Source organism: Enterococcus sp. AZ095b (assembly GCF_051714725.1).
In the GTDB taxonomy this organism is placed as follows: domain Bacteria; phylum Bacillota; class Bacilli; order Lactobacillales; family Enterococcaceae; genus Enterococcus_B; species Enterococcus_B pernyi.
Genome location: NZ_JBIOSL010000001.1, coordinates 1,486,126 through 1,511,195, shown reverse-complemented (window position 1 = coordinate 1,511,195; position 25,070 = coordinate 1,486,126). Strand labels below are relative to the sequence as shown.

Here is a 25,070-nt window from a genome sequence, read left to right as displayed (position 1 = left end):
TATATGTATTATCCTTATTTACGTGGCAAACAATTCGATCTACTTGCATTAAAGGAAAGTTTGAATCGTGGACTTTTATCCACTAAGATTCAGCCAATCATCGAGCCAGTACGTGATTCGGCGACGCTAAAAAATGTTGTCGAGTTGTTTCAAAAAAAGAATCATCCGCTGATTATCATAAAGAATCCGCAAGTGGGTCAGTTCAAACTGTTCGATCAACCGATTCACACATGGGTGACCAGTGAAGATAGCTCGTTAGCAGAGGCAGAGATCATTACGCCGAGCAATTATGAAAGAATGATTGAATCACCCCCGCCATTCATTATTTTTGATGGACAACATCAACCTAGAGAAAATGCGATTTGGCAAGCTTTGATCAAAACTAATGCGACATTTTTCATTCCTGATTCTAGTCGCTTACGCATGCAATTGCCTGAGAATAAAATCATTGTCCGTGATCAATTTCAAACGAGACGGCATGTGGAAAATTATGCAGAAAAAAATGATGATTTTTTTAGCGATGATCATCTGTTCTTTCAAATGGATGGCTATCATGGGTTTTCCAATTTTACGATCGAAGGCAGTCGTTACTTCGATAAAGGATTTCCCAGTCGAGCGTTGGCCTTGCATATTACATACGTCGATGCTTATGGGAATATGCGAATCAAACACTTCGTTTCAGATACCAATGATTCCGCAAAAGATCAAGCATTGAAATTTATGGAAGCAGCCAATAAAATGTATGGTTGGTTGATGAGGAACCATCAACAAATTTATATCACGGAAGGATTACTTGAGCTTGTCAGCTTGTATCGCCAACAAAAATTCCCTGGTCTGGGAGTTTTGAAGAAATGGACATTGTTACATCATCTTGAATTAGTTAGTCAGCTCTTAGATCATCCGACAGACTGGTTACGCAGTGGTTCAAGAATAGACAAGCTATACAAATTGATCACAGATCAATAAAAGGAGCAGAGATATGTACCTTAGAAAAACTACATTAGATGATTTGCCGAGAGTGCTACAAATCATTGATCAAGCTGCAGCATACCTTGCTGAGCAAGGATTGCCTCAATGGCAAGGAGATCAAAAACCATCAAAAGAACGATTCATCGAAGACATTGAAAGGCAGGAAAGCTTCGTCTTGATTGACGAAGAAGACATCGTTGGCACTGCGGCGCTTGTTGCAGGCATTGATCCGGTCTATACAGCAATTGCCGGAAATTGGGAGGGGAGAGAGCCGTATCTTTCCATCCATCGAGTTGCTCTTGATCAAAACGTAAGAGGGAAAAGACTTGGAAAACAATTATTAGATCATTTATTGACCGTTGCCACATGTCAAGGAATCAAGGACGTTCGGATCGATACGTTTCCCACTAATCACCCAATGGAAAAAACGATATACTCGGCAGGTTTTCATTATTGTGGCATGATTGAATTTCCATTCCCACACGGAGAAAGAAAAGCCTATCAAAAATTATTGTGAAGTGCTCAAAACTAAAAGCAAGCCAACTGTTCAGCGATGATCCGCTGCATGGATGGCTTGCTTTAAATTTTCTGTTTCGATTTCTAACGTCTGATTATTTTCAAATGAGATCAAGGTAGGAATAAGTGTTAATTTTTCAAGTTCTTTTTGATCTTTTTCAAAGAGAGCAAGCCGTTGCCTGATTTTATCTGGTGAGTCTCCGCGAAGTACAAATCGTTCATACAACTTTTCTTTTGCTACTATGATGAAGACAGGGACGATACAACGACCAAATTGTTCATACAAGTGCCAAAAACCTGGGGCTGTAAGGACCGTGAAGCAGTCACCCTGTGCAAGCTTCGTTGAGATCTCTTGTTTACTTGAGCCATAATAGTGATCGGCGTACCGATCCCATTCGGCAAATTCCTGATGGACGATCATTTCTTCAAAGGTCTCTTGAGAAACAAAATGGTAATCAAGGTGATTTTTTTCATTTTTTCGTGGGGGGCGGGTCGTATACGTAATGATCTTTTGTTGTGAAGAAAAAATTGCATGAGCTAGTGTCGTCTTTCCGGAACCAGAAGGCCCAATAAATACATAACATTTATTCATAGGAAATATTCCTTTCTATAGTGACATGATCAAAGACATGTTTATAACTAATATATACCGAAAAGTGGAAATCTGTCATTTAAAATAAAAAAACTTAACCAATTTAAACAGGTCATCTGTTCAAACCAGCCAAGTTCAGTATACTTAAGACGCTAGATAAAAGATAGCTTTACAACAGTATTCCGGTAACAATTGCGCTTAAAAAGCTGACTAATGAAGCGGTGAACAAAATTTTCAATCCATGTTTTGCTACAAGATTACCTTTTTCTTCATTCAACCCTTTCATTGCCCCTGAAATGATCCCAATTGAAGAGAAGTTCGCAAATGATACTAAGAAGACTGATAAGATAGCGGTGGTACGTTCTGTAAATTCAAATGTCCCAGTCGATAATTCAGTCATTGCTACAAACTCATTTGTCACAAGTTTTGTTGCCATGATACTACCGGCATCAACCGCTTCTTTCCAAGGAATCCCACTGATAAATGCAAATGGCGCAAAAATATACCCTAAAATCTGTTGGAATGTAATCCCAAAAATCCCGCTGAACAAGGCATTGATCATAGCAATCAAAGCAACAAAACCGATCAACATTGCAGCCACTGTGATTGCGACATGGAAACCATCTAAAATATATTCGCCTAACATTTGGAAAAATGTTTGTTCTTTGTCTTCTTCAATCACTAATTCATCTTCTTTTTCGTCTAACTCATAAGGATTGACGATCGAGGCAAGAATATATCCACCAAAAAGATTCAAAACTAAAGCAGTGATCACGTATTTTGAATCAATCAATGCCATATAGGAACCAACGATGGACATCGAAACCGTGGACATTGCGGAAACACTCATCGAGAACAGACGCTTTTCGGTTAAGAAAGGCAGTTCCTTTTTGATGGAGATAAAAACTTCTGATTGACCTAAAATCGCTGAAGCAACACCATTATAAGATTCTAATTTTCCCATTCCGTTGATTTTACTCAATCCTAAACCGACTGCTTTCATAAATAAAGGAAGAATCTTGATGTAACGCAAAATCCCAATAATTGCAGAAATAAAGACGATTGGCATCAACACATTCAAGAAGAATGGGGCACTTCCAACGTTTGCTACACCCCCAAAGACGAAATTGACACCTTCACCGGCAAATGCCAATAAGTGATCAAATAGCTTGGCTAGCATCGCAACAACCGCTGTACCAAAAGTCGTACGCAGTAAAACAAACCCAAACGCAAATTGCAAAACGAGCATGATGATCAATGGTTTGCGTTTGATGGCTTTTCGATCGCTACTGATCAAAACCGCCAACCCAAAAATCAAAAGTAAACCTATTATTCCAATAAACTGACTCAAAAAAATCACTCCTTACCAAATTCCGTTTAATTCTACATGTTATTTTTAAAGAATACGAATCTTTTGAGAGAAATTTCATGAGATTTTTAGACTAAAGCGTATACATGTAAGAGAACGGAAAGATAGGTGTCTTTTAATGAATAGAAGTCACTTTGGGAAACCTAAATTGTTGATTTATCTAGCAGTTGTGGCATATACGTATATTACTTGGTAGATGAAGGTAGATGAATATTATCAGGACTTGTTAGACGAGCAACAACTTTACTTTATTTATTTTTAAAACAGGAAAGTCTGACACAGAAGCTGCTTCTCCAAAAAACAAAGGGTACCCACAAAAATTTGAGCAATTTTCATGGATACCACCTTATTTATCGAGGTAACTTCTATTTTTCTATTTTAGCCATCATCGAAGAATTATTTATTGATAATACAAGTTTTCTGAAGGGTAAACAGGCGCACTAGTGATGTCGATACCTAATTGTTTCAGGTTTTGTTCATCATTCTTATTGATCATCACAGTTGAATGTGCTTGCGCACCTTCAAGTTCTGCTAATTTTTCATAAGCAACTTGTGCGATTGGATTAGTCACTGCACTGATTGATAAAGCAATCAACACCTCATTGAGATTGAGTGTATCGATCGAAGAGTGCAATGCCTTGCTTTTAAGTCCTTGGATCGTTTCCAAGACAAGAGGCGATAACAACGGAATGTCATCAGAGATATGGGCGAGATATTTGATCGCATTCAAGACAACAGCAGCCGAAGCATCCATTAATTGACTTGTCCGACCTGTAAGGATCACTTGATCAGGAAGTTCGATCGCGATCACTGCCATCGGTTCAGTACTTGCCGCTTGACTAGTTTTTGCATACTCATGAGCAGGGGTCACGACTTTACGGTCTTCTGGACGTAAACCGACTTCCTCCATGATCAATTTGATACGATTGACGGCATCTTCATCTGTCAAACCTTTTTTAAAGTCACAAGCCGTTTGGAAATAGCGTCTGATGATTTCTTGTTTCGAGGCTTCCTGTACGACTTCATCATCCGTGATACCGAAGCCTACGCGGTTGACGCCCATATCAGTAGGAGACTGGTAGACCGATTCCTTACCAGTGATTTTTTCGATGATCCGTTTAATGACTGGGAAAGTCTCTACATCACGATTGTAGTTGACTGCCACCTTATTATAGGCATCAAAATGAAAAGAATCGATCATATTGACATCTTTCAAATCGACTGTTGCTGCTTCATAAGCAATGTTCAAGGGATGTTTCAATGGAACATTCCAAACAGGGAAAGTCTCAAATTTAGAGTAACCTGCTGCATTGCCTTTTTGGCTCTCGTGATACAGTTGGTTCAAGCAGGTAGCTAATTTCCCACTACCTGGACCAGGAGCTGTCACGACAACGATTGGTTTCGTTGTTTCGATGTATTCGTTCTTGCCGAAACCATCCTCTGAAACGATTTTTTCGACATTGATCGGATAATCCTCGATTTCAGCGTGTTTATAGACTTTGATATTCCGACGCTCCAATTTATTGATAAATACTTTAGTTGCTGGTTGTCCGTTATACCGGGTGATCACTACACTATTGATCGATAATCCATATCCTCGTAATTCATCGATCAAGCGCAAGATATCCATATCATATGTGATCCCATAATCACCACGAATCTTATTCCGCTCGATGTCACCAGCATACACACAAATCAAAATCTCCGCTTGGTCACGCAACTTTTGCAATAATTTGATTTTAGCATCTTCTTCAAATCCTGGTAAGACACGTTTGGCATGCTTATCATCGACTAATTTCCCACCAAATTCCAGATACAACTTATCATAATGATGAACGCGTTCAAGGATATACGCAGATTGCTCTTCGATATACTTTTCTGAGTCAAAACCTATTTTTTTCACTTGTTTCCCTCCTTAGCTACTCTCGCATTTTTTCATTTTTTGAAGGTTTCGTCAACTATCAATTAAGTATATAAAGAAATTTCAAAGAAAAAACAAAAGAAACATGCTTGTCTCAGAAGGCATTCATTGGTATGATAGGTTTGATAAGGAAGGTGTCCTATGAAAAAAAGACAAAAAAAGAAAAACGCGTACAAACAGTATATACGCTCAATTTTTACAGGATATGAGCATATGCTAGAAGATAGTGAACTAAATGAATTAAAGTTCTCTTACTTAAATGAAGAAACATTACTTACACGAGATGAAAACCAACGCATCCATTTTACAACAAGAGATTTACCCAAAAAATAAAGCTAAGAGCGGGGAATCGCTGACCCGCTCTTTTATGTTCTCTAACTTTCAATTAATACAAGTAAAAGTAATTTTTGTTCTAAGTCAGCGCATACTTAGTAACACTTTTTTCTTAGAAAATGATACTATTGGATTACATAGAATAATTGATGGAAAATTGATGCGTTCAAAAGCAAGAGGAGGCCAGTAAGATGATAGACCCACAGACGAACGAACATTATGATGAAAACGAACAAGAGGAAGCATCTTCGTTTTACGATATCAAAGAAAAAGCAAGTATGAATCTTTCACAATTATTAGAAGATCTGCAAGCTTTTGAACAAGCTGTCCGCGAGGAGAATATTCCCGCAATCTATCAGTTATACAATGGACGCTTGAACGATGAGCTTAAAAAAAGCTCAAATGAAAATCATGAGATCGATCAGCTGTTGATGCGGAAGATCCATGACCGTTTCTTGCAAGAATTTCCCTTTATGAAACATACAGAGACCATCTCTCCGACGATGAGTTATTACCAGATCGGCACCTATTTTCATGAACGAGCAACGATTGGGATCGATGCCAGCTTACCTGAAATCTTTGTATTACCGCAAATCGATGAAGAATGGGAGAACTATGCGACGCAACAAACCCATGATTTTGATAAAAAAATCAATGAGTTAGAGGCAAAAGTGATCACTGCAAAAACAGAGATCGAGCGTTTAGAAGAGGCCATCAAAGAGATCGATCAGCAAATCACTGACTTAGATGATACGAAAGGTTTCTTGAATCGTAAAAAAATAGACGAAGAAATCCAAGCGTTAGAACAAAAGAAACAAGCACTTGAAAATGAAAAATTAGGTTGGTTGCCTTATATCGAAGAACCAGAAAAAATCCAAAAACAAAAGCAAACCTTATTACATGAAGAAAAAGCGGACCAGCTACGCGCTGCGATCGTTGAAAAAGAACAACGTCAAATCAAAAAATATTTTGGTGACATGGAAGGTTTCAGACAGTCGATCCATCGTTTCTTGATGTCGTACCTTGGCAGTGAAAACCCTGAAATAGTAGAAGAGGGAGGAGACGAGTGATGACAAAACAAGAAGATTTAGACCTACAAGAAGTAACAGCTGAAAATCATGGAACGACTGACCCAGTAGAAGAAGCATCCAGCATCGACAAAGAGTTGGCGAATGAAGTAGAAGAAATTCGCGAAGAAGCCAAAATCCACGAAAAAGAAAAAGTCGTCCCAAACTCGACGAATCAAACAGATAATGAACGTTCAACGATCGAGCAAGCGGTCAATGAAAACCAAGCATATCTTTCTGGTAAACAAAATGATCACGAAGACATCGTTGACTTGATTGCAGCCGCAGAAGAAGAGTTGGCCGATTTACGATTACGTAAATATTTGATCGAAGCGGATTTCAATGAGTTATTGGTCGCATATCATCGCTATGTGTTAGAAGATACACCGATTTCTGCCATTGCTAAGACAAGTTTGATCGAATACTTTGCCTACGAGATATTAAAACCATTGAATGATATTGGCTTGGAGTTATCCAAACAAGCATATGATGTATGGGAAACAAGATATTTTTCAATCAATTATAGTTTGACCCCACAAAAAGAATTGTTGTTCTCCTTTGTGTTACCAACGATCGACCAACGATACCAAGTAGAATCCATCAATTTGATGCGAGTATCCCCAGAACAAATGACGATCGAGATCGATGATGACCGAGTGTTAGCATTGATTCGTCATTGGTCTGTTGAACGCGTGTTTTCGGCTAGTCAGATCACGATTTTCAATCACAAGTTGAATCAATTATTTGCTTATGCACGTAAATTAGGTTTTACGGTGGATCAAACCTTGTTGGACAATACGAAGCCACTAAGATTAGATATTTCAAGTAAGTTTCCAGCTACGCAAGAAGTATTAGATGATATTTTTATTGTCACAATGAAAAATCCGCAGTATGATATGGAAAAATTGGATGACACGACTTATAAGGTGTTGCTGGATAAAGGTCAGTCGCTCCAAATTTCTCTTAAAGACACAACACAGACAGATCTAGCGATTTCTTCTGGTGACTATCATCGTTCAGTGATCGATTTCTTTATCAATTATGAATTTTTAGTACCTTTGATGGTCCGCAAAAATTGATGAAAAAGAGCAATCATGCCTTATATGCTTCAGAATGATCCATTCAGATGATTGATGAAAAAAGAGCCAAGGAATCGGGTTTCTCCTTGGCTTTTTTTATACTTAGGAGGAGTAAAATGAAAAGGATAGGAACCAGTTTACTCATTGTCTGTTCGATGTTGCTTTTCTTTACCGGTTGTACAAATCAAGAGACAAAAAAAGCTGACCCAAAACCGTCATCCATGGTGACGAATGAAACAGCAACTATCACCTTGCAAGAAGATGGGGTTGATACCTTAGTAAAAAAAGTGACGTTCCATACAGGAGAAAATTTACTGGACGTGTTGGAACAAAACTTTAGTGTGGAAGAAGACAAAGGATTTATCACCTCGATCAATGGTCAGAGCCAAAATACCGAAGAGAAAAAATATTGGATGTTCAGTGTGGATGGTAAAAATACAAAAGTAGGCGCAAAAGAAACTATATTAAAAAATAATCAAACCGTCATCTTTAATTTAGATACTCTTTGATGTTGTTAAGAATGAAGGGAAGAAAAAGCAATGGAGAATTTGAAGAAGAGCGGAATGTTTTCTGTATTGGCAGCGTTAGGTGCCAACCTCTTAGTTGCGTTTAGTAAATTTGTCGGTTATGCCATCAGTGGCAGTGCCGCTATGTTGAATGAAAGTATCCATAGTATCGTTGACTGTAGCAATCAAGTATTACTACTAGTCGGTGACAAACGTGCGAATCGTGGTCAAAGCGAATTACATCAATTTGGCGAAGGACGAGCAAAGTATTTTTTCAGTACGATTGTTGCCATGATGTTGTTTTTTGGTGGGGGCGCGCTAGGTGTGATGGAAGCTTTTGAAAAACTTACCCATCCCGCCCACGAAGTTGGTAATCCTTGGATCGTCATCCTGATTCTATTATTTGGTCTAGCTGTAGAAGGGAGTTCATTACGAATCGCGATGAAAGAAATCCGCAAATTGAACACTGAAAACCTTTCAATCATGCGCTTTTTACGCGAAAGTCGCCACAGTGAGATCCTCGTGATCTTCACCGAAGATCTCTGTGCTGTAATTGGTCTTGTTCTTGCCTTAGTCGGCACCGGATTGACTATGGTGACAGGGATTGCAGCTTTTGATGCCATCAGTGGACTATTGATCGGCTTTCTATTGATGGGTGCTGCTATCTTTCTGGCAAAAGAATTTTATAGTTTGATTATTGGCGAGAGCGTGACTACAACAGATTTGAAAAAGATCAAATTTGCTTTTGAGCGAAATGAAGTGAATCGCGTCATTGATATCAAAACTGTGCATTTAAGTCCGACAGAGATTTTAGTTGCGGCAAAAATCGATCTATTTGAGAGTAAAGAATATCAAGTACACATGATCATCAATGATATTGAACGGACGATCCGTGAACAATTAAAGGATAAAAAAATCTATATTTACATTGAAACAGATAAATATGATCCAAATTATTCGCAAATAAAGAAAACACAAGAAAATATGATAGAGAACGTCGAGAAATAATTTAGAAACTAGTGTTATTTTTTACTTATAAAAAAGTTTGATGTCAAAAAAATAACTCGTTTATTTATAGTGTAAAATCATCTGAAAGGTAGGAGGAAAATGAATTTCATCTTATCTTTTTCGATGATTTTTATTTTTTTTAATCGTTCTCCTTTGAAAATGAGAAAAATATCATGTTGTTTAACGATAAAACGGCTACATTTTTATTTATTTATGTTACAATTAGTCCGCTATTTATTTGTTGTAAATTGAAGGAGATATCGTTAATGAATAAACAGAAACGGGCGCCTTGGCAGGATTCGCTACATGCTTCGTTGCCACTTTGCCTTAGTTATATCCCAGTTGGGTTAGCTTGCGGAGTATTACTGCAGCAAGTTGGCTTTGATCCACTCTTAGCTGGTCTATTATCTATCTTAGTATTTTCTGGTGGCGCACAATTCTTAGTTGCCTCTATGTTAGCCACACAAGCGCCATTTTCAACTACACTTTTGATGGTTTTTTTCTTAGAACTACGGTATATTTTGCTAGGGTCGAGTCTTTCAGGCTTTATGAAGAAAGAAAAGCGATTCTTTTTAGCTGTGTTCTCTCAATCATTGAATGACGAAAATTATGCCGTCAACTATTTGAAGTATTCTACTGATCCCACTTGGGACAAGCGAAAAGCTTTATATGTCAATTGGTTTTCAATGGGGGCTTGGGCGATTAGCAACATGGTCGGAAATATTTTTGGATCAGTGATCCGAGTGGATACGGATTTGGTGCATTTTGCCTTAACTGCTATGTTTATTTTTATGTTCATCATGCAAATGAAAAATGCTTTACTCATCTTCACAGGGATCTTTTCTGGGATACTCAGTGTCATATTCATGGTACTTTTCCAAAACACTTTCGGTTTGATCGTTGCAACATTGATTGCTTCTTCAGCAGGTTTTGTATTAGAAAGAGCCTTCAAGAAGGAAAAAGAAAAGAAATCCAGCAAAGAGACCCAACCTTTGAATGAGCCATTGTTCCATTTCCCAGAACAGGAGGTGCAACATCATGACTGAGTGGTACTTGTTGTTATTGGTGATCAGCTTATTTGTCGTTGCCTACATTCCACGAGTTTTTCCTATGCTTTATTTTACACATCGAAAAGTGCCTAAATGGTTTAGCGAATGGATGAAATATGTACCAGTTGCTTTGTTTGCAGCGTTGGCCTTCAAAGATGTTTTTATCACGCATGAACATTTAGATATTGCGTGGAACATTAAAATCGTTGCGATGCTATTTGTCGCAGGTGTTGCTTATAAAACCCGCTCAATGGCTTTGTCTGTCATTACAGGACTTTCTTCTTTGTTTTTATTATCAATGTTATAGAATTTCTTAAGCTTCTCCAAAAAATTGGGAAGCTTATTTTTTTGTTTTCCTCAACGAGTTGTCCTCCAAGTTTTTTTTGTTATAATAGGGAAGATGTTTATTCTAATAGAGATAGATGAGGTTGACATATGAATAAGAAATTGATGCAAGGGACATTTTGGCTTACCTTTGCCAATCTACTTTGTAAAGTTTTAGGTGTCGTTTATTTGATTCCTTGGTTAAGTATGATGGGGAACAATCAAGATGGCATGTTAGCAACTACCCTTTATAATGTGGGCTATTTACCATATGGCCTTTTCCTGATGTTAGGTACAGTCGGGTTTCCAAATGCGATAGCAAAAAAAGTGGCGGTGGCGACGAAAAAAGGGGATGAACAAGCTTGTCGGGTCATTTTTCGCAGTACGATCAATATCATGTTCGTTATCGGGATCATATCTGCCTTATTGATGTATTTGTTTGCTCCCGCTTTGGCAAAAATCAGTCCGATCTCGAATGTCGATAACGGTATTTTGGCGATTCGTAGTCTTTGTCCTTCCTTAGTAGCGATCCCAGTATTAAGTGCGATGCGAGGTTACTTCCAAGGGAAAAATCATCTTCGCCCTTACGGTACTTCCTTGATCATTGAACAGGTAGTCCGTGTAATCGTGATCTTAGCTGGTACGTATTATTTGCGTGTGTTGACAGATGGCACGATTGTGCAAGCGGTATTGATCAGTACTGTTGCTTCTTTCTTCGGTGGACTAGCAGCTATTGGTCATATGTTTGTTATTGGACGGCAAAACGATTATTTCCGTTTAAAAGATTTCTGGATCTCAAGTCGCTATTTCCAAAAAGACAATCGTTCTGCGTCTGTTTCGATCATTCGAGAAACCTTACCGTTCATCTATGTTGGTTCGGTGATCACGATTGTACAAATGATCGATCAGGTGACGATGAAACCATTCTTACATTTGTTCAGACCAGAAATTGCAGACCAGCAACTCGAATTTTTGTTTAGTCGTGCATCAGTCAATCCGAACAAATTGACACTGATCTTGATTTCAATGGTCGGAACGGTCGCAATCAGTAGTCTGCCGATCCTGAGTACATTAGGAAAAAAAGACCGACTACAGATTGAAAAAACAGTCGGGGACAGCTTCTCGATTGCTTTATTGATCCTTTTGCCTTCGTTAGCAGGGATGTCCTTATTAGCAGGACCATTATACACCTTGTTTTTTGGCTATGATCCAGAGAGTGTCGGGTACTTCCAAATGGCGCTTTTAGCTTCCTTGTTCTTCTCGTTGTTTACGATTTTATCGACGATGCTCCAATCATTGAATCATCATTTGGTTGCGATCAAACTGACAACAGAAGCCATTATTTTAAAAGTCGTATTCCAAGCGATTGGGTTAGCTTTATTTGGCGGATACGGAATGAGTTTATCTAATACAGTGGCTTTTGCTTTTGTGTTTGTTCGTGGATATCTTTATTTATCAAAAGAATACCGCATCTCGCCATTCGCAAAGATCAGTCATTTCTTCTTGAAGACGTTTCGTTCGACAATGGCCATGTTGCTTCTGTGCTGCATTCTTTTCTTCGTTTTGAGTCTTTCCCTATCCATGACATCAAAAACGCATGCAGTCATTTATTGTGTGGTGATTGGCGGTGTCGGTGGCTTGACGTTTGCCTTTGCCCAGTTTGGTAGAAACGCCATGCAGATGGTCAAGAATTTCAGACGATAAGGGGATGCTTTGGCAAGCACCAGTGGTTCTATAGCTAACTAAGAGTGCAAGCTAATTTCGGATAATAAGTCAGGACTTGAGAAAAATTTTCTAGTCCTGGCTTTTATTCATTCTAATAAATAATGAAAGTGATAAAAACCTTAGATTTTAATAAAAAACATGGGTTGCTTTTTCTATAATCTGGACAAAGGTTCAAATCTTTTCTTACTTATGATATAGTATTAAGGACTGGTAAAATTCTTTGAAACGAGGAACTTAAATAAATGAAATTAGCAATCGTAACTGACAGTACAGCTTTCCTGCCAACACGTATCAAAAACCATCCTGATTTATATGTGATTCCTATTCCTGTGATCTTGGATGGAAAAATTTATAACGAAGGCATTGACATCGAAGCAGACGAATATTACGGACTATTGAAAAACAGTAAAGATTTTCCAACAACTTCCCAACCTGCTGTAGGTGAAGTTTTGGCACTATATGAAGAACTGAAAACCAAAGGCTATGATACGATTTTAAGCATACACTTATCAAGTGGGATTTCTGGATTCGTCAATACATTATTCGCGATGAAAGACGACGTCAAAGAGATGACGATTATTCCTTATGATTCGAAAATCACCAGTATGCCAATGGGGCATATGGTCGAATCTGCTTTAGACTTGAATGATAAAGGTTATTCACTTGAAGCCATTTTAGCTCACATCGATCGAATTAGAGACAATACATACGCCTATTTGATCGTTGATGACTTGAACAACTTAGTCCGCGGAGGTCGCTTGACTAATGGGGCTGCGCTGATCGGGGGACTATTGAAAATCAAACCGATACTGACTTTTTCAGAAGGTAAGATCATCTTATTCGAGAAGATCCGTTCAAGTAAAAAAGCTTTTGCCCGTGCAGAGCAAATCATTGGCAAACGAAATGAAGAAATTAAGCCACCAGTAAAATTATATGTGATCCATGCAAACAATTTAGAAGTTGCCGAAGAAGAAAAAGCAAAACTTCAAAAACAATACCCACAAGCAGAAATCGAGATCGGCCATTTTGGTCCAGTGATCGGTAGTCACTTGGGTGAAAAAGCGATCGGTATTGCGATCTCTGCACAATAAATAGGGCAGAAAGCAAAAACACAAAGAAAAGAAACAGTTTGAGCAATGACTTGCTTGGACTGTTTTTTTGCATTTCTACCCTAATTATTTTATACTATCTTTAATTATCTAGTAATTTACTAAATCACTAAATTACTAAAAAGGAGTAGAGAAGGATGGAAATACCAACAAATTTGAAACATAAACCAGTGATCGTCGTTGAAGATTATGATAAAGTTGATGGCAGAAATGCCTTGCATACAGATGCAAAAGGACTGTCTTTAGGATTAGCTCAGTGGAATGATCGAGGCAAAGTCGATATCTCAGGAAAAGTGTGGCGTCATACAGGTGAAAAGTGGTCACGTCAATCGGAAGAATTACCGATCACTCGTATCCTTGACTTAGCGATCTTAGTGGCGCAAGGAAGTGTATACTTCCAAGATGCTTACCGCCATGAAAAATTTTACGACCCTGAAAATCCTGTCGTTGATATCATCGGTTTGCAAGGAAACCGGATGACGGTGGAAGTGGACACGAAAAACCCTAAAATCGATGAAGATATCATGTTATACTACGATGCTTTACAAAAAGATGGCGAATTACTTGGTGAACGTTTTCGTATCTTGAAACGTCTATTAGATGATCTAGGGTATTAATGTTATAAGGAAGTGTTTAATCATGGAAAACTTTTCACTCACCGATCAACGAACGTTTACACCGATCGAAAAACAAATGATCTGGAAAAAACCGACAAGTCATCAAACAAGTGCTGAAGAGCTGCGTATTGCAACTGAAATCAAAGCAAACTGGCTAGATCCGGAAATGAAAATCAGCAATGTGCTATTGGAAGGAGATGCAGGTTCTGGGAAAACGCAATTAGCCAAAGCATTATCCTGTGATCTGCAGTTACCTTATACGAAAGTAACATGCTTTGCTGATATGGATAAATCAGATGTCTTTGGTGCGTTACTACCTGTCATTGATTCAGACCAAGAAGAGGATCAAGAGTTATTGACCGCTATTTATCAAACGGATACATTATCTGCGGTATTGACGTTGATCGAACAATATTACTCCGTCGATCAACAAACAGCCAAACAGAAATTAGCCGATCTCGTGCAACGAATCGAAAACAACGAAGAAAGTACGATCCACTACAAATACTATCCGTCAGAAATCGTTCGTGCAATCGAAAAGGGTTATCTTTTAGAAATCCAAGAACCAACGGTGATACGTGATGCTTCGGTTCTTGTTGCCTTGAACTCTGCCTTAGAAACGAACGGTTTGTTGAACTTACCTACTGGTGTGATCAAACGCCACCCTGATTGTATCATCATCATTACAACCAATCGCAACTACCAAGGAAACCGACCGTTGAATGAATCGCTTCGAGATCGTATGCAACATGCTGAGAAAATGGACCTGCCAGAGCTTTCAGTCATGGTGGAACGCGCTATCAGCAAGACACAAGTCAAAGAGCCGACACTTTTGTTGAAAATGGCAGAAGTGATCCGTTTGTTAGATGAAACTGCCAAAGCAAATGCTATCAAAGGTGTGGCAGGTATGCGTTCTTATTTTTATTGGGTCAATACAATGAAACAAAATCAAGACATTTTCGTATCGCTCTATCCTAAAGTCTTATATAAACTGACGACTGATCCAGATGAATTACACATTTTGACGACTGCACTAACTGATAGTGGGCTTTTAGATGAACTCAGAGAATTGCTTCGACAAAAGAAATGGGGGGACTTATCAGACGAATCCCCACGAACCAAAGGACGGACAATTCGTGCAGAAGAAGCGATAGAACGTCAAATCGATCAGTTGGCAGAAGAAACAACATCCCTTGCTGAACAACCCTCAGAAAAAGAGGAAGTGTTACCAGAAGAGCAGACAAAGGAAGCAGCGGCGAAAGAAGAAACCCCGATAGACACGTTACCTTTATCGGAAGAGCGGAGCCAGGAAGTCGAAGGACGAAGTCAACAACAAAACCAAGCAGATGATGAATCCCAAGAGATGTCAGCTTCAGATATGGAAGCCTTAGACAAGCAACTCAAGCGTGAACTCAATAAAGAAGCGCGGCAGCTGATGAAAGGTACGATCCATGAAAAAGAAGGAATGATCGTTCATCGCCCTAAGTTTGCTGTCATAAATCCTGAAGTAGCGACTATCCGACAAGAAATCGATCCGATCGTGGATTCATTGAGTCGGCAAATCCTTGATCTTTTGGAAAATGAACAAAGCGAAACTTATCAAAAAGGAAAGTACGAAGGCCAACGTTTTAATGCTAGTCGAGTAGCTTATGGTGATTTACGGCAATTTGATAAAAAAAATCCCCCTCACGAACAACCTTCTTTGGCAGTGGCTCTACGAATCGATGAATCTGGTTCGATGGTTCGTGAAGACCGCATGTTAGCTGCAAAAAAAGCTGCATTTGCTATTTCCGCATTTGCTAAAAAAGTACGTATTCCTTTATTGATCTACGGGGATACAGCAGATGTTTCGACAAGAGAAAAGACATCTGTCTTTTCGTACAAAGAATTTTCAGATTCATTTGAGTGGTTGGAACAGAAATTAGTGACTATGAAGCCAAGACAAAATAATCGTGATGGTGCAGTGTTGCGTCTGATCGCTGGAAAGCTGACAGAACAACCTGCGACAACCAAACTGATCGTCAACATCAGTGATGGCCAACCAAAAGCGTTACCTGATTATACAAGCGCTAAAGCAAAAAAAGATATCCAAGAAGTCTTGACCGAATATGAACGCCAAGGTATCGTCTTTATTTCTGCGGCAATTGGACAAGATAAGGAAGAAATCAAAGAAATCTATGGCGCAAGTCGCTTCGTCGATATTACCGATTTATCGACATTTCCTAAACAATTGATCCAATTGATTTCTCGTTATTTATAAATATTAAGCGAATATCAAAGATGATGCGTCACTCATGGTCTTTGATGTTCGCTTTTTTGAGTTCTTTCATTTATGATAAGCACTACTCCAACTGATGTAAGCATGAAAAAAGTTAACGGTAACAAATATGTAACCGCTTGAAATTGAGCTATAATAAAGAAAAAAGGGGGATAAGCATGAAGCAGTCAGAAAAGTGGTGGAAAGAAGCAGTTGGGTATCAAATCTACCCAGCGAGCTTTAAAGATAGCGACAACGACGGTATCGGTGATATCAACGGCATTCGCGAAAAACTTAGCTATTTGAAAGAGTTAGGGATCGACTTTATTTGGATCAACCCTATTTATCAGTCACCATTTGTCGATAACGGCTATGATATCAGCGATTATCAAGCAATCCTTGAGAAGTTTGGTACAATGGATGAGTTTGATGCCTTATTAGCTGAAGCCCATCAGATGGGGATAAAGATCATCATGGATCTCGTCATCAATCATAGTTCTGATCAGCATGAATGGTTTATTGAATCTCGCCAGTCAGTCGATAACCCTTACCGTGATTACTACATTTGGGTCGATGGCACACCTGATCAAGCCCCAAATGAATGGCAGTCGATCTTTGGCGGTTCAGCTTGGCAATACGATGAACAAACTGGTCAATACTACTTACACATTTTTGCAAAAGAACAACCTGACTTGAACTGGGAAAGTGACAAGTTAAAAGCTGAACTCTTCACGATGATCCGCTGGTGGTTAGATAAAGGGATCGATGGTTTCCGCTTAGATGCCATTTCTCATGTAAAAAAAGATGAATACTCTGTCAAGGCAACTGAGAACCCATTTTCTCCTTTTCAAAATGTCTCCGGTATTGAAGATCATTTGACAGAATTAAAAAATGTCTTTGATGAATACGATATTATGACGGTAGGAGAAGCAAGTGGGGTATCTGCAAACGAAGGACCTGAGTGGGTAGGCGAAAATGGCTATTTTGATATGATTTTTGAGTTTGACCATATTTCGATCTGGAAACATGAAAAAGACGGTGATCTAGATGTATTGAGTTTGAAACAATCATTGAGCGCTTGGCAACGAGCACTGGATGGTAAAGGTTGGAATGCTCTTTATATGGAAAACCATGACGTGCCAAGATGTGTGTCTGTCTTTGGAGATACGTCTCCTGCGTATTGGCAAGTTTCTGCAAAAGCAATCGCCATGATGTATTTCTTTTTACAAGGTACGCCATTTATTTATCAAGGACAAGAAATCGGTATGACGAATCTACCATTTTCCTCTATTGATGAGATCGATGCAGTGGATTCGAAAAGACTCTATCAACAATTGCTTGATGAAGGACGTTCTGAAGAAGAAGCATTGGATATCGTAGCCAATACCACAAGAGATAATAGTCGTACACCGATGCAATGGGATGATCATTCGTATGCTGGTTTTTCTAAGGTTGCCCCTTGGTTACTGGTCAATCCGAATTATCAAATGATCAACGTCGCTGATCAAACCAATGACCCAGAATCGATTTTATCTTTTTACAAAAAAATGATTACCCTACGTCGAGAAAACAAAGGGTTGATTTATGGTAGTTTCAATGAATATCTTCCTGAAAATGAACAGCTCTTTGTATACGAACGAGTCCTAGATGAAGAACGTTATCTGATCATCGTCAACTTGACTGATGAAGCAGCGACTTATACCTTACCAACGGAAATCGAAACAAATTGGGAAGTATTATTGGAAAATCAACCCGGTCAAGAATTTCAATCAAGTGGTACATTCGCCCCTTATGAAGCGCGCCTTTATCGAAAAATTTAGCTCACATGAAAAAACTACGAACGTAAGAAAGGGAACAATTCTCTTATTCGTTCGTAGTTTTTTCTTATTCGTATTGCGCGCGAGGTCCGCCAATGTATTTAGGACGAGACCGTAAAGCAGTGACATGTGCATGACCCAATGTGTTAGAACGAGGACGTACAGGCACTTGAACATGTTTGATGTGCATCCCGATCGCAGTATCACCGATGTCGATTCCTGCTTGAGCAACGACATGTTCCACTTCGACAGGATCGCTGAATTGTTCAAATGCTGCAACTGAGCAGGCACCTCCTGCATGGAGTGCCGGAATGACAGAGACGATCTCAAATTGTTTCTTTTCCGCTACTGGACGTTCGACGACTAATGCTCGATTAAGGTGTTCGCAGCCTTGGACTGCTAACGAAATGTCCAGAGGGTCTAATTGTTCTTTCAATGTTTCGATGACCCATTGTCCAATTTCTGCATTTGAGTTTTTACCAATATGTCCACCAACAATTTCACTGGTACTGCATCCTACAACGAATAGATCGCCTGCTTTAAGATTGGCTTCATTGAGAACGTCCGAAACCATTTCAGATAATTGCTGTTTGAAACTGTCTTTTGATACTTCCATTTTCAATTCATCCTTTTTACTTATTTTTTACCGTTGATTGTTGCAGAGGTAAACGCATCAATGCCTTTGTAAGTGGGATCGCCACCACGATACCGACAATGTTTTGGACCAAATTACTTGGTAGCGATGCGACACCGACTGGCCAGTCATAAAGCAACCAACTGGCAAAGAAGTAGCCAGCAACCATGATGATCGTTCCAAGTGATAAACCAAAGCCCCAACGCACAGAACCTTTACCCGCAAAATAGCCAGCAACCAGTCCTTGTAAGCCATGGATCAATAAAGAGAAAATCGCCCATTGGGGATAGCCGGATAATAAATCAATAAACAAACCACTTCCTGCACCAACAATCAATCCACCCATCGGCCCGAACAGAGCAGCTGCCGTATAAATGCCAACTTCACATAAGGTGACAAATCCGTTGGTTCCAGGTATTGGAATCAAGATGACCAAAGAAACCCCCACAGTTAAAGCCGTCAGCATGGCATAAATCGCAATTTTTTTAGTATTCATTCGTTATTTCCACTCCTTTTCCTTTTGACCAAACACTTCCTGTTTGATCATTCATCATGACACCATTCAAGATACAGTCATAAACAAAATCCTTACTCCGGGCAACAGCATCCGCCAAAGGATAATCTAAGACCAGATTTGCGGCAATCGCGGAAGCAAATGTACATCCTGCACCGTTGACAGTCTGTTCGTCTAACTTTTCCCGTCTAAATGAGATTGTTTCATTTCCGTTGAATAAAACATCCAATGCTTTGTTACCGATAATCCCAGTACCACCTTTGATCACTACGTTCCTAGCACCTAGTGAATGGATATATTTTGCACAATCGGTCATTTGGAGAAAAGTTTGAACGGGTTGGCCATAAAGCAGGGAGGCTTCTTTCAAATTCGGGGTCAATACATCCGCAAAAGGAAATAACTCCTGTATCATTTTTTGCATATAAGCTTGATTCAAGGTATTTGCTGTTTCCTTAAAGGCAAACACAGGATCGATCACAATGGGAACATCCTCAAAATATGTAAGGAAATCCTTCACAACGTCAATGGCTTCCAATGAATGTAATAAGCCAATTTTTATGCCATCTAAATCTGTCATACGTCGAATCGAATCTAGCTGCTTGGCTAACCATTCAGGCGGGATCGTCTCTAATATAAACGAACCATCTGAGTCAAGCATTCCGATACAGGTCAATGCACTCATCCCAAAAATATGATGGTTTTCAAATGTCTTTAAATCGGACTGTATGCCGCCACCAGCAAACGGATCAGATCCTCCAATCGTTACTATTTTTTTCACTTTTATCCCTCCACAAAAAGAGTATACCTTGTTCGAATAAAAAGAAAAACAGCCAATTGGCAGATTATCAAGTCAGCCACTTTATATAGAAAAAAGAAAAGAAATCTATATACAAAAAAACAAGCACTTTCCTAACTACAGGAAAAGTACTTGTCTGGACTATTGGAGGAGATAATTATTGATTTGCTTCTTTAAATTCCTTTTCAATTTGTAACCGTTGGACTTTCATGGTTGCTGTTCTTGGAATATCTTCGTAAGCACGAATGATCGGTGTGTTCAAACGTGGCAATTCATGGACTTGGTTCCACCAACGATCCCAATCCATCTCTTGATTCGGCGCTAAAGCAATGATTGGTTGTGGTGAATTATCTTTATCACGAACGATGACGACTTCAGCTAAAAATTCCAATGAATCCAACAAATAATCTTCGATCGCTAATGTACTATTGATCGTATCGATCAAGTCAACTTGACGATCTTTCAGATGTAGATGGCCATTTTCATCGATACAACCATAATCGCCGCTATCCCACCAAACACCATACACATTTTCTTGAAATCGAGCATCTTCTTTATAATAAGTCAATGCACGGCCTTTTGATAACAAGTGGATGTGACCATCTGTGTTCGCCGGTAGTTCATTGCCTTCTTCATCAGTGATCCTTGCTTTGGTCAAGTCACCTAACCCGACACCCATATCACGTGCGTCACTTGTTTTTAAGCTCTCCAAAGTATGAGCTTTCAAAATCATCGGTCCACATTCACTTTGTCCGTAGACTTGCAAAAAGATTGCTTCTTTTGTTGCTGACGTTTGAAGGAATACTTCCATTGTCTGATTGTTGATGGCATCAAATGTAGAGTGGTAGTAGCGAATACCTGAAAAAGCTTCTGGATGCTCTCTAGCAGTGAAACTCCACTGAACAAAGTTATTTGGATGTGTCTCTAAAGCAATTGGCGGATTCTCTAATAACAGTTTTACCACATGTTCACCTTGAGGATCTGCGATTGGCATCATCGGAAAGCCCATTGCCATAAGAGAAGAGATGCCGATGTTGAATCGTGAATGAACCGGCGAAATATGAAAAGCGACTAATTTCTTCTCGGTGATCTTAGTAAATACCATTTTTTGCCACTTTGTCCGCCAGCCCATTGAATGTGCAGAGTGGCAAATCAATTTAGGAATGCCGGTCGTGCCTGAAGTGTGAGTCATATAAGAGATTTCATCATTATCTAATTTCTTTTGTGCCACAGGAGTTGCGGGTTGTTTGAGCAAATCAGCGACAGCCAATTGTTTGCTCTTCGTGCCGTTAGTGATACCTGCAACGCGTTCACTTGTAACTTCGTCAAATAAGATAAAAGGATCTTCCAAACGATCAACAAATACTTCTAAAGTACTTGTTGGTAAATGGTAGGAAGGCATGACAGGAATTGCACCTAGATAAGAGGCAGCAACGGCCATCAAGTAGGTATCAAAAGCAGAGCTTTTGTAGATCATGATCTTGTCACCAAGTGTCACACCTAAACTAGCCAGTTGGTAGGCACGTGTTACTACTAATTCATGACATTCGCTGTAAGTGCTTTTAAAACCAAGCTCCGGAAAAGCCACTAATATCTGATCAAAAATCATTGGGACATCAGGTGTGCGTTCAGCAGCTTCTTGAAAATTCGTATAAAGATTAAGTGGGGTATAGTCGATTGTTTCCATCTTTCACGCTCCATAAATAAATTTGTTAATAAATGTACAAAGTCTTAAAATATGATAGCATATCCACAATCTAAATAACAGAAAAACCTAGATGTAAAGTTATCTTTTGGATTGAGAGGGCAGATTGGATGAAAAATGCACAATATCCATATGAGGTGACGTAAGGTTTTTTTTGAGAAAATGCTTGACCACTCGCTTTTTATAAAGGATTTATCAATCATTTTTTTGTTTTTTTCAAAAAAATGTACTTATAATCAGTTATTTTTTTAATAAGATAAACGAAAATAATAGATATACTATTTGAATTAATCAGCTGTATTGAAAAGGAATGAAAAAATGTAAATCGAAGAACATCGTAAAGCAGTCGGTACATTTGAGAATAAGCGCAATAAAAATTCTGATCAAAATGCTAAGCAAGAATCAGTCAATGTAAAATGAACAGTTACGATAACCTTATTTCAAGAAAGAAGACAAAAGCAACTTGATCGTTTTTAAAAACTTTAAGTGAGGATACTTGTCAGTTAATAAATTCTTCAATAAGAAATAGATCGCATAGAAAGTGAAGAAACAGAGCGATGTAGCGAACTTTCTATGCGATGATTTCATAGATCATTGAACGATTCAACGATAGGAGAAGTCACGCATTTTCTCGTAGATTTCTTCAAATGAGTGTGGACGTACATAGCGATTGCCACAGAGATAATTCACTGCATCTTTGTCGCCTAAGTATAATTCAGTATAGTAACGGAAAGTTTTCCGACACAATTCCGGTGAAACGTTTTTGTACACCGTGATCCGATCAAGGATTTGGCGAATCGTGCGAGGCGAGATTTGTTCATCGTGTGAAGAGCGGAAAACATAGGATTCTCCAGATGCACCATTTTTATGTTGGTTGGCATAATTCGCAAGTATCGGAAGGGCTTCATTTGGAATAGGTACTCGCTCCAAACGATTCGCTTTCCGATCTACAACCAGAATCTGTTTCTTCATATCTATATTTTTCCATTTTAATTCAACGACTTCATGGATTTTCAAGCCACAATAGAGGAGAACAGCCACGATTGCCAGATTTCTTGCACGATTTTTTTGTTCAAAAAGTGCTTCCCGTGGAGAATTAAAACCTTTTTCAGGAACGAAAAGCGAGTCAAAATTACTTAATAAAGAAGCGTCGATGTAACGGGGAGCGGCAGAGGTAGTTTCTGGTAAACTATCCCCTAATAAGGAAATCTCTTTTTCAACAAGGCCTTTTTCATACAAAAAGCGTAGAAAATGATTCAAAGCATATTGCTTACGAGAGATCCCGTAGTAACCATTTTTGAATTGCTGTTGTGTTTCTTGTGCAGCAGCTGTATGAAAAGCTCGCGTGTGAAGGTAAACTTCACTTAAAAAATTAAGATAGACTTGTTTTTCCAATTGGATGATCAACTGATCATTTATTTCTTGTTTATGCGTTTTTCGTAAGTAATCTGTAAATAAATGGAAATCTTTTGCATATTCATAGCGACTGGCTAATGATAATTTTTTTGAGTTCGCCTGCAAAAATTCATTGAAGATCGGTGGTAACTGGAGCATTCGTTGTTTCAACTTTTCTTGTATCTGTTTTCTTGTTTTGACATCCATGCAAAAAACCTCCATTTCGTATCTAAAGTCATGGGAACAGGAACTAGTGTATTTCTGGAAAGATTGCTTCTGCCTCCCAAAATGTATTAGCCTGATAGGGGAGCGATGAAGGGCAACTGTTACTTGTGATCCTCGTCTTATTTTACTACAATCATTCACTGAATACTAAAACTAAATCAATAAAAAAGACACTCTGACGTAGCATCAGCTATGGTTCAAAGTGTCTTTTCGCGTGTCACTAAATGATTATTTGATGGGTAACTGGATCTTGAAATCCACACCTACAGGCAAGTGATCTGACACAGTCAATTGTCCCTTGTGTTGCTCGATCAATTGTTTTGCGATTGCTAAGCCAAGTCCATAGCCACCCGTTTCCTTTGATCTAGCTTGGTCTTCACGGTAAAAGCGATCAAAAATCCGGTTTTTGTCTTCATCACTGATCGCAGAACCTGTATTTTTGACATGGATCACCCAGTCTTTATTGGTGCTAGCTGATGTGACAATGATCTCGTCGTGTTCACTCGTGTACTTGAGTGCGTTATCTAGCAAAATGACTAATACTTGATGGATTTTTTTCGGATCAACTAAAACACTCATGTCTGCTTGGTTATCGACTATAAATTCTTTTTGATCAATCGTTGCCATCTCTTGGAAAGGTTTGATCAATTCAGCGATAAATCCTTTTGTTTGTAGTTCTTGCTTTGCGAGCGTATCTTGACTCGAATCGCTTCGTGCTAAGGTCAATAAATCAGAGGTCAAGCCAGTCAGGCGTCTTGTTTCAGACAATGCTTGCGCAATACTTTCAGATTCTTCGATGATCGTATGATTTGGTTTAGTAAAGAGGTGTTCCAAACTGTTTTGGATGATTGTTAAAGGTGTTCGCAATTCATGGGAAGCATTTTCCACAAATTCTCTTTGTCGGCGCCATGATGCTAAGATCGGACGCATGTTGAGCTTAGACAAATAATAGCTGACGCCAATGGAACCTAGCCAAAAGAAAATCATACAAAGGATCAAAATCGTTTGGAATGTTCGCAGAGAAGAGTTGATTTGATTGGTATTTTCTAATACTTGGACGTAGGCAACTTCTCCTTGATTTGTTGCTTTTTTAGTAATCGATCGAAAATAAAGGGGCGTTCCTTGGTCAGCTTGTGCAAGCTCAATGTCTTGGATCGTATCTAACTGACTCGTATCCAGCTTGATCCCTTCGATTTGATTAAAACGACCACCAATGGTTTCTTTATTCAAGACTTCACCTGATGCAGACCACAAGATCACTTGAGTATTGAAACGATCGCCTTCAGGTAGTGACTCTGTTTGACGTGGGGGGATCTGGGCGTTGAAAAAAGGGTTTCCCTGTTGATAACGTTCGATTTCTAATTGCACCATACGCGAGTTCATTGAGACATTCTTCAACATCAGGTTGGTCTCACGATAGGCTGACTGATTCAATAAATGTAGAATGATTCCTCCAAGCAAAAGAAAAATCAAGGCAAAGGCGGTCACATTGGCTGCAAAAAGTTTTGTACGTTGCTTATTGAAAATACTGTCTGTCATCGCC

Annotated in this window: 23 protein-coding genes; 14 read left to right on the top strand and 9 right to left on the bottom strand. The window is 39.0% G+C overall.

Translation table 11 applies throughout. The annotated features are described in order from the left end of the window. Nucleotides 1-3: 3 nt before the first annotated feature. Together IGJ99_RS07240 and IGJ99_RS07235 are read left to right on the top strand one after the other, a co-directional pair. A complete protein-coding gene (locus tag IGJ99_RS07240) occupies nt 4-966 on the top strand; it encodes a sce7725 family protein (protein WP_062805223.1) in 963 nt (320 codons plus the stop codon). Nucleotides 967-979: 13 nt separating this feature from the next. After that, entirely contained in the window at nt 980-1,486 is a 507-nt protein-coding gene (locus IGJ99_RS07235) for a GNAT family N-acetyltransferase (RefSeq protein WP_010735433.1), read from the top strand. A gap of 30 nt (nt 1,487-1,516) precedes the next feature. Here IGJ99_RS07235 and IGJ99_RS07230 read toward each other — a convergent pair whose 3' ends face one another. From IGJ99_RS07230 to IGJ99_RS07220, 3 genes are all read right to left on the bottom strand, one after another. Next, entirely contained in the window at nt 1,517-2,077 is a 561-nt protein-coding gene (locus tag IGJ99_RS07230; RefSeq protein ID WP_023519683.1) for a guanylate kinase, read from the bottom strand. A 169-nt stretch (nt 2,078-2,246) separates the two neighbouring features. After that, entirely contained in the window at nt 2,247-3,428 is a 1,182-nt protein-coding gene (locus IGJ99_RS07225) for a NupC/NupG family nucleoside CNT transporter (RefSeq protein ID WP_096081545.1), read from the bottom strand. A 418-nt stretch (nt 3,429-3,846) separates the two neighbouring features. After that, nucleotides 3,847-5,349 carry a DUF1846 domain-containing protein gene (locus IGJ99_RS07220; RefSeq protein WP_010735436.1) on the bottom strand — a complete coding sequence of 501 codons (1,503 nt, stop codon included), beginning with the start codon at nt 5,347-5,349 and terminating at the stop codon, nt 3,847-3,849. Nucleotides 5,350-5,508: 159 nt separating this feature from the next. Between IGJ99_RS07220 and IGJ99_RS07215 the strand changes: the two genes are divergently transcribed. The 12 genes from IGJ99_RS07215 (at nt 5,509) to IGJ99_RS07160 (ending at nt 18,261) form a co-directional block, all read left to right on the top strand. After that, nucleotides 5,509-5,700 carry a hypothetical protein gene (locus IGJ99_RS07215; RefSeq protein WP_010735437.1) on the top strand — a complete coding sequence of 64 codons (192 nt, stop codon included), beginning with the start codon at nt 5,509-5,511 and terminating at the stop codon, nt 5,698-5,700. Between the two features lie 191 nt (nt 5,701-5,891). Next, nucleotides 5,892-6,770 carry a hypothetical protein gene (locus IGJ99_RS07210; RefSeq protein WP_010735438.1) on the top strand — a complete coding sequence of 293 codons (879 nt, stop codon included), beginning with the start codon at nt 5,892-5,894 and terminating at the stop codon, nt 6,768-6,770. Beyond that, nucleotides 6,770-7,846 (top strand): hypothetical protein, encoded by a 1,077-nt coding sequence (locus IGJ99_RS07205; protein WP_010735439.1) that lies wholly within the window; start codon nt 6,770-6,772, stop codon nt 7,844-7,846. The genes IGJ99_RS07210 and IGJ99_RS07205 overlap by 1 nt, the downstream gene beginning before the upstream one ends. 116 nt (nt 7,847-7,962) lie before the next feature. Next, nucleotides 7,963-8,355: a DUF4430 domain-containing protein gene (locus IGJ99_RS07200; protein WP_153829825.1), complete on the top strand. Its 393-nt coding sequence runs from the start codon at nt 7,963-7,965 to the stop codon at nt 8,353-8,355. A gap of 30 nt (nt 8,356-8,385) precedes the next feature. Then, nucleotides 8,386-9,360, top strand: a complete 975-nt coding sequence (locus IGJ99_RS07195; protein ID WP_349519474.1) for a cation diffusion facilitator family transporter — start codon at nt 8,386-8,388, stop codon at nt 9,358-9,360. Between the two features lie 266 nt (nt 9,361-9,626). Beyond that, a complete protein-coding gene (locus IGJ99_RS07190) occupies nt 9,627-10,406 on the top strand; it encodes an AzlC family ABC transporter permease (protein WP_010735444.1) in 780 nt (259 codons plus the stop codon). Further along, nucleotides 10,399-10,716, top strand: coding sequence for an AzlD domain-containing protein (locus tag IGJ99_RS07185; RefSeq protein WP_194179954.1), 318 nt, complete (start codon nt 10,399-10,401; stop codon nt 10,714-10,716). Before IGJ99_RS07190 ends, IGJ99_RS07185 begins: the two co-directional genes overlap by 8 nt. Before the next feature lie 128 nt (nt 10,717-10,844). Next, a complete protein-coding gene (locus tag IGJ99_RS07180; protein WP_010735446.1) occupies nt 10,845-12,437 on the top strand; it encodes a polysaccharide biosynthesis protein in 1,593 nt (530 codons plus the stop codon). Nucleotides 12,438-12,700: 263 nt separating this feature from the next. Further along, a complete protein-coding gene (locus IGJ99_RS07175; RefSeq protein ID WP_010735447.1) occupies nt 12,701-13,549 on the top strand; it encodes a DegV family protein in 849 nt (282 codons plus the stop codon). A 155-nt stretch (nt 13,550-13,704) separates the two neighbouring features. Next, a complete protein-coding gene (locus IGJ99_RS07170) occupies nt 13,705-14,184 on the top strand; it encodes a DUF6530 family protein (RefSeq protein ID WP_010735448.1) in 480 nt (159 codons plus the stop codon). Nucleotides 14,185-14,206: 22 nt separating this feature from the next. Beyond that, nucleotides 14,207-16,444: an AAA family ATPase gene (locus IGJ99_RS07165; RefSeq protein WP_438770716.1), complete on the top strand. Its 2,238-nt coding sequence runs from the start codon at nt 14,207-14,209 to the stop codon at nt 16,442-16,444. Nucleotides 16,445-16,620: 176 nt separating this feature from the next. Further along, the gene (locus IGJ99_RS07160) at nt 16,621-18,261 is read left to right on the top strand and encodes a glycoside hydrolase family 13 protein (RefSeq protein ID WP_010735450.1); all 1,641 of its coding nucleotides are present in this window, start codon (nt 16,621-16,623) and stop codon (nt 18,259-18,261) included. 64 nt (nt 18,262-18,325) lie between these two features. On the opposite strand, the gene IGJ99_RS07155 is transcribed toward IGJ99_RS07160, so the two are convergent. From IGJ99_RS07155 to IGJ99_RS07130, 6 genes are all read right to left on the bottom strand, one after another. Beyond that, nucleotides 18,326-18,874 carry a TIGR01440 family protein gene (locus tag IGJ99_RS07155; RefSeq protein ID WP_077151324.1) on the bottom strand — a complete coding sequence of 183 codons (549 nt, stop codon included), beginning with the start codon at nt 18,872-18,874 and terminating at the stop codon, nt 18,326-18,328. A 16-nt stretch (nt 18,875-18,890) separates the two neighbouring features. Continuing rightward, nucleotides 18,891-19,388, bottom strand: a complete 498-nt coding sequence (locus IGJ99_RS07150) for an ECF transporter S component (RefSeq protein WP_010735452.1) — start codon at nt 19,386-19,388, stop codon at nt 18,891-18,893. After that, the gene (locus tag IGJ99_RS07145) at nt 19,378-20,184 is read right to left on the bottom strand and encodes a bifunctional hydroxymethylpyrimidine kinase/phosphomethylpyrimidine kinase (RefSeq protein WP_023519672.1); all 807 of its coding nucleotides are present in this window, start codon (nt 20,182-20,184) and stop codon (nt 19,378-19,380) included. The genes IGJ99_RS07150 and IGJ99_RS07145 overlap by 11 nt, the downstream gene beginning before the upstream one ends. A gap of 175 nt (nt 20,185-20,359) precedes the next feature. After that, on the bottom strand, nt 20,360-21,889 hold the full coding sequence (locus IGJ99_RS07140; protein WP_153829829.1) for an AMP-binding protein: 1,530 nt from the start codon (nt 21,887-21,889) through the stop codon (nt 20,360-20,362). A 621-nt stretch (nt 21,890-22,510) separates the two neighbouring features. Continuing rightward, nucleotides 22,511-23,509 (bottom strand): tyrosine-type recombinase/integrase, encoded by a 999-nt coding sequence (locus tag IGJ99_RS07135; RefSeq protein WP_023519670.1) that lies wholly within the window; start codon nt 23,507-23,509, stop codon nt 22,511-22,513. A gap of 246 nt (nt 23,510-23,755) precedes the next feature. Further along, a complete protein-coding gene (locus tag IGJ99_RS07130) occupies nt 23,756-25,066 on the bottom strand; it encodes a sensor histidine kinase (RefSeq protein WP_244063025.1) in 1,311 nt (436 codons plus the stop codon). Between the last annotated feature and the right edge of the window lie 4 nt (nt 25,067-25,070).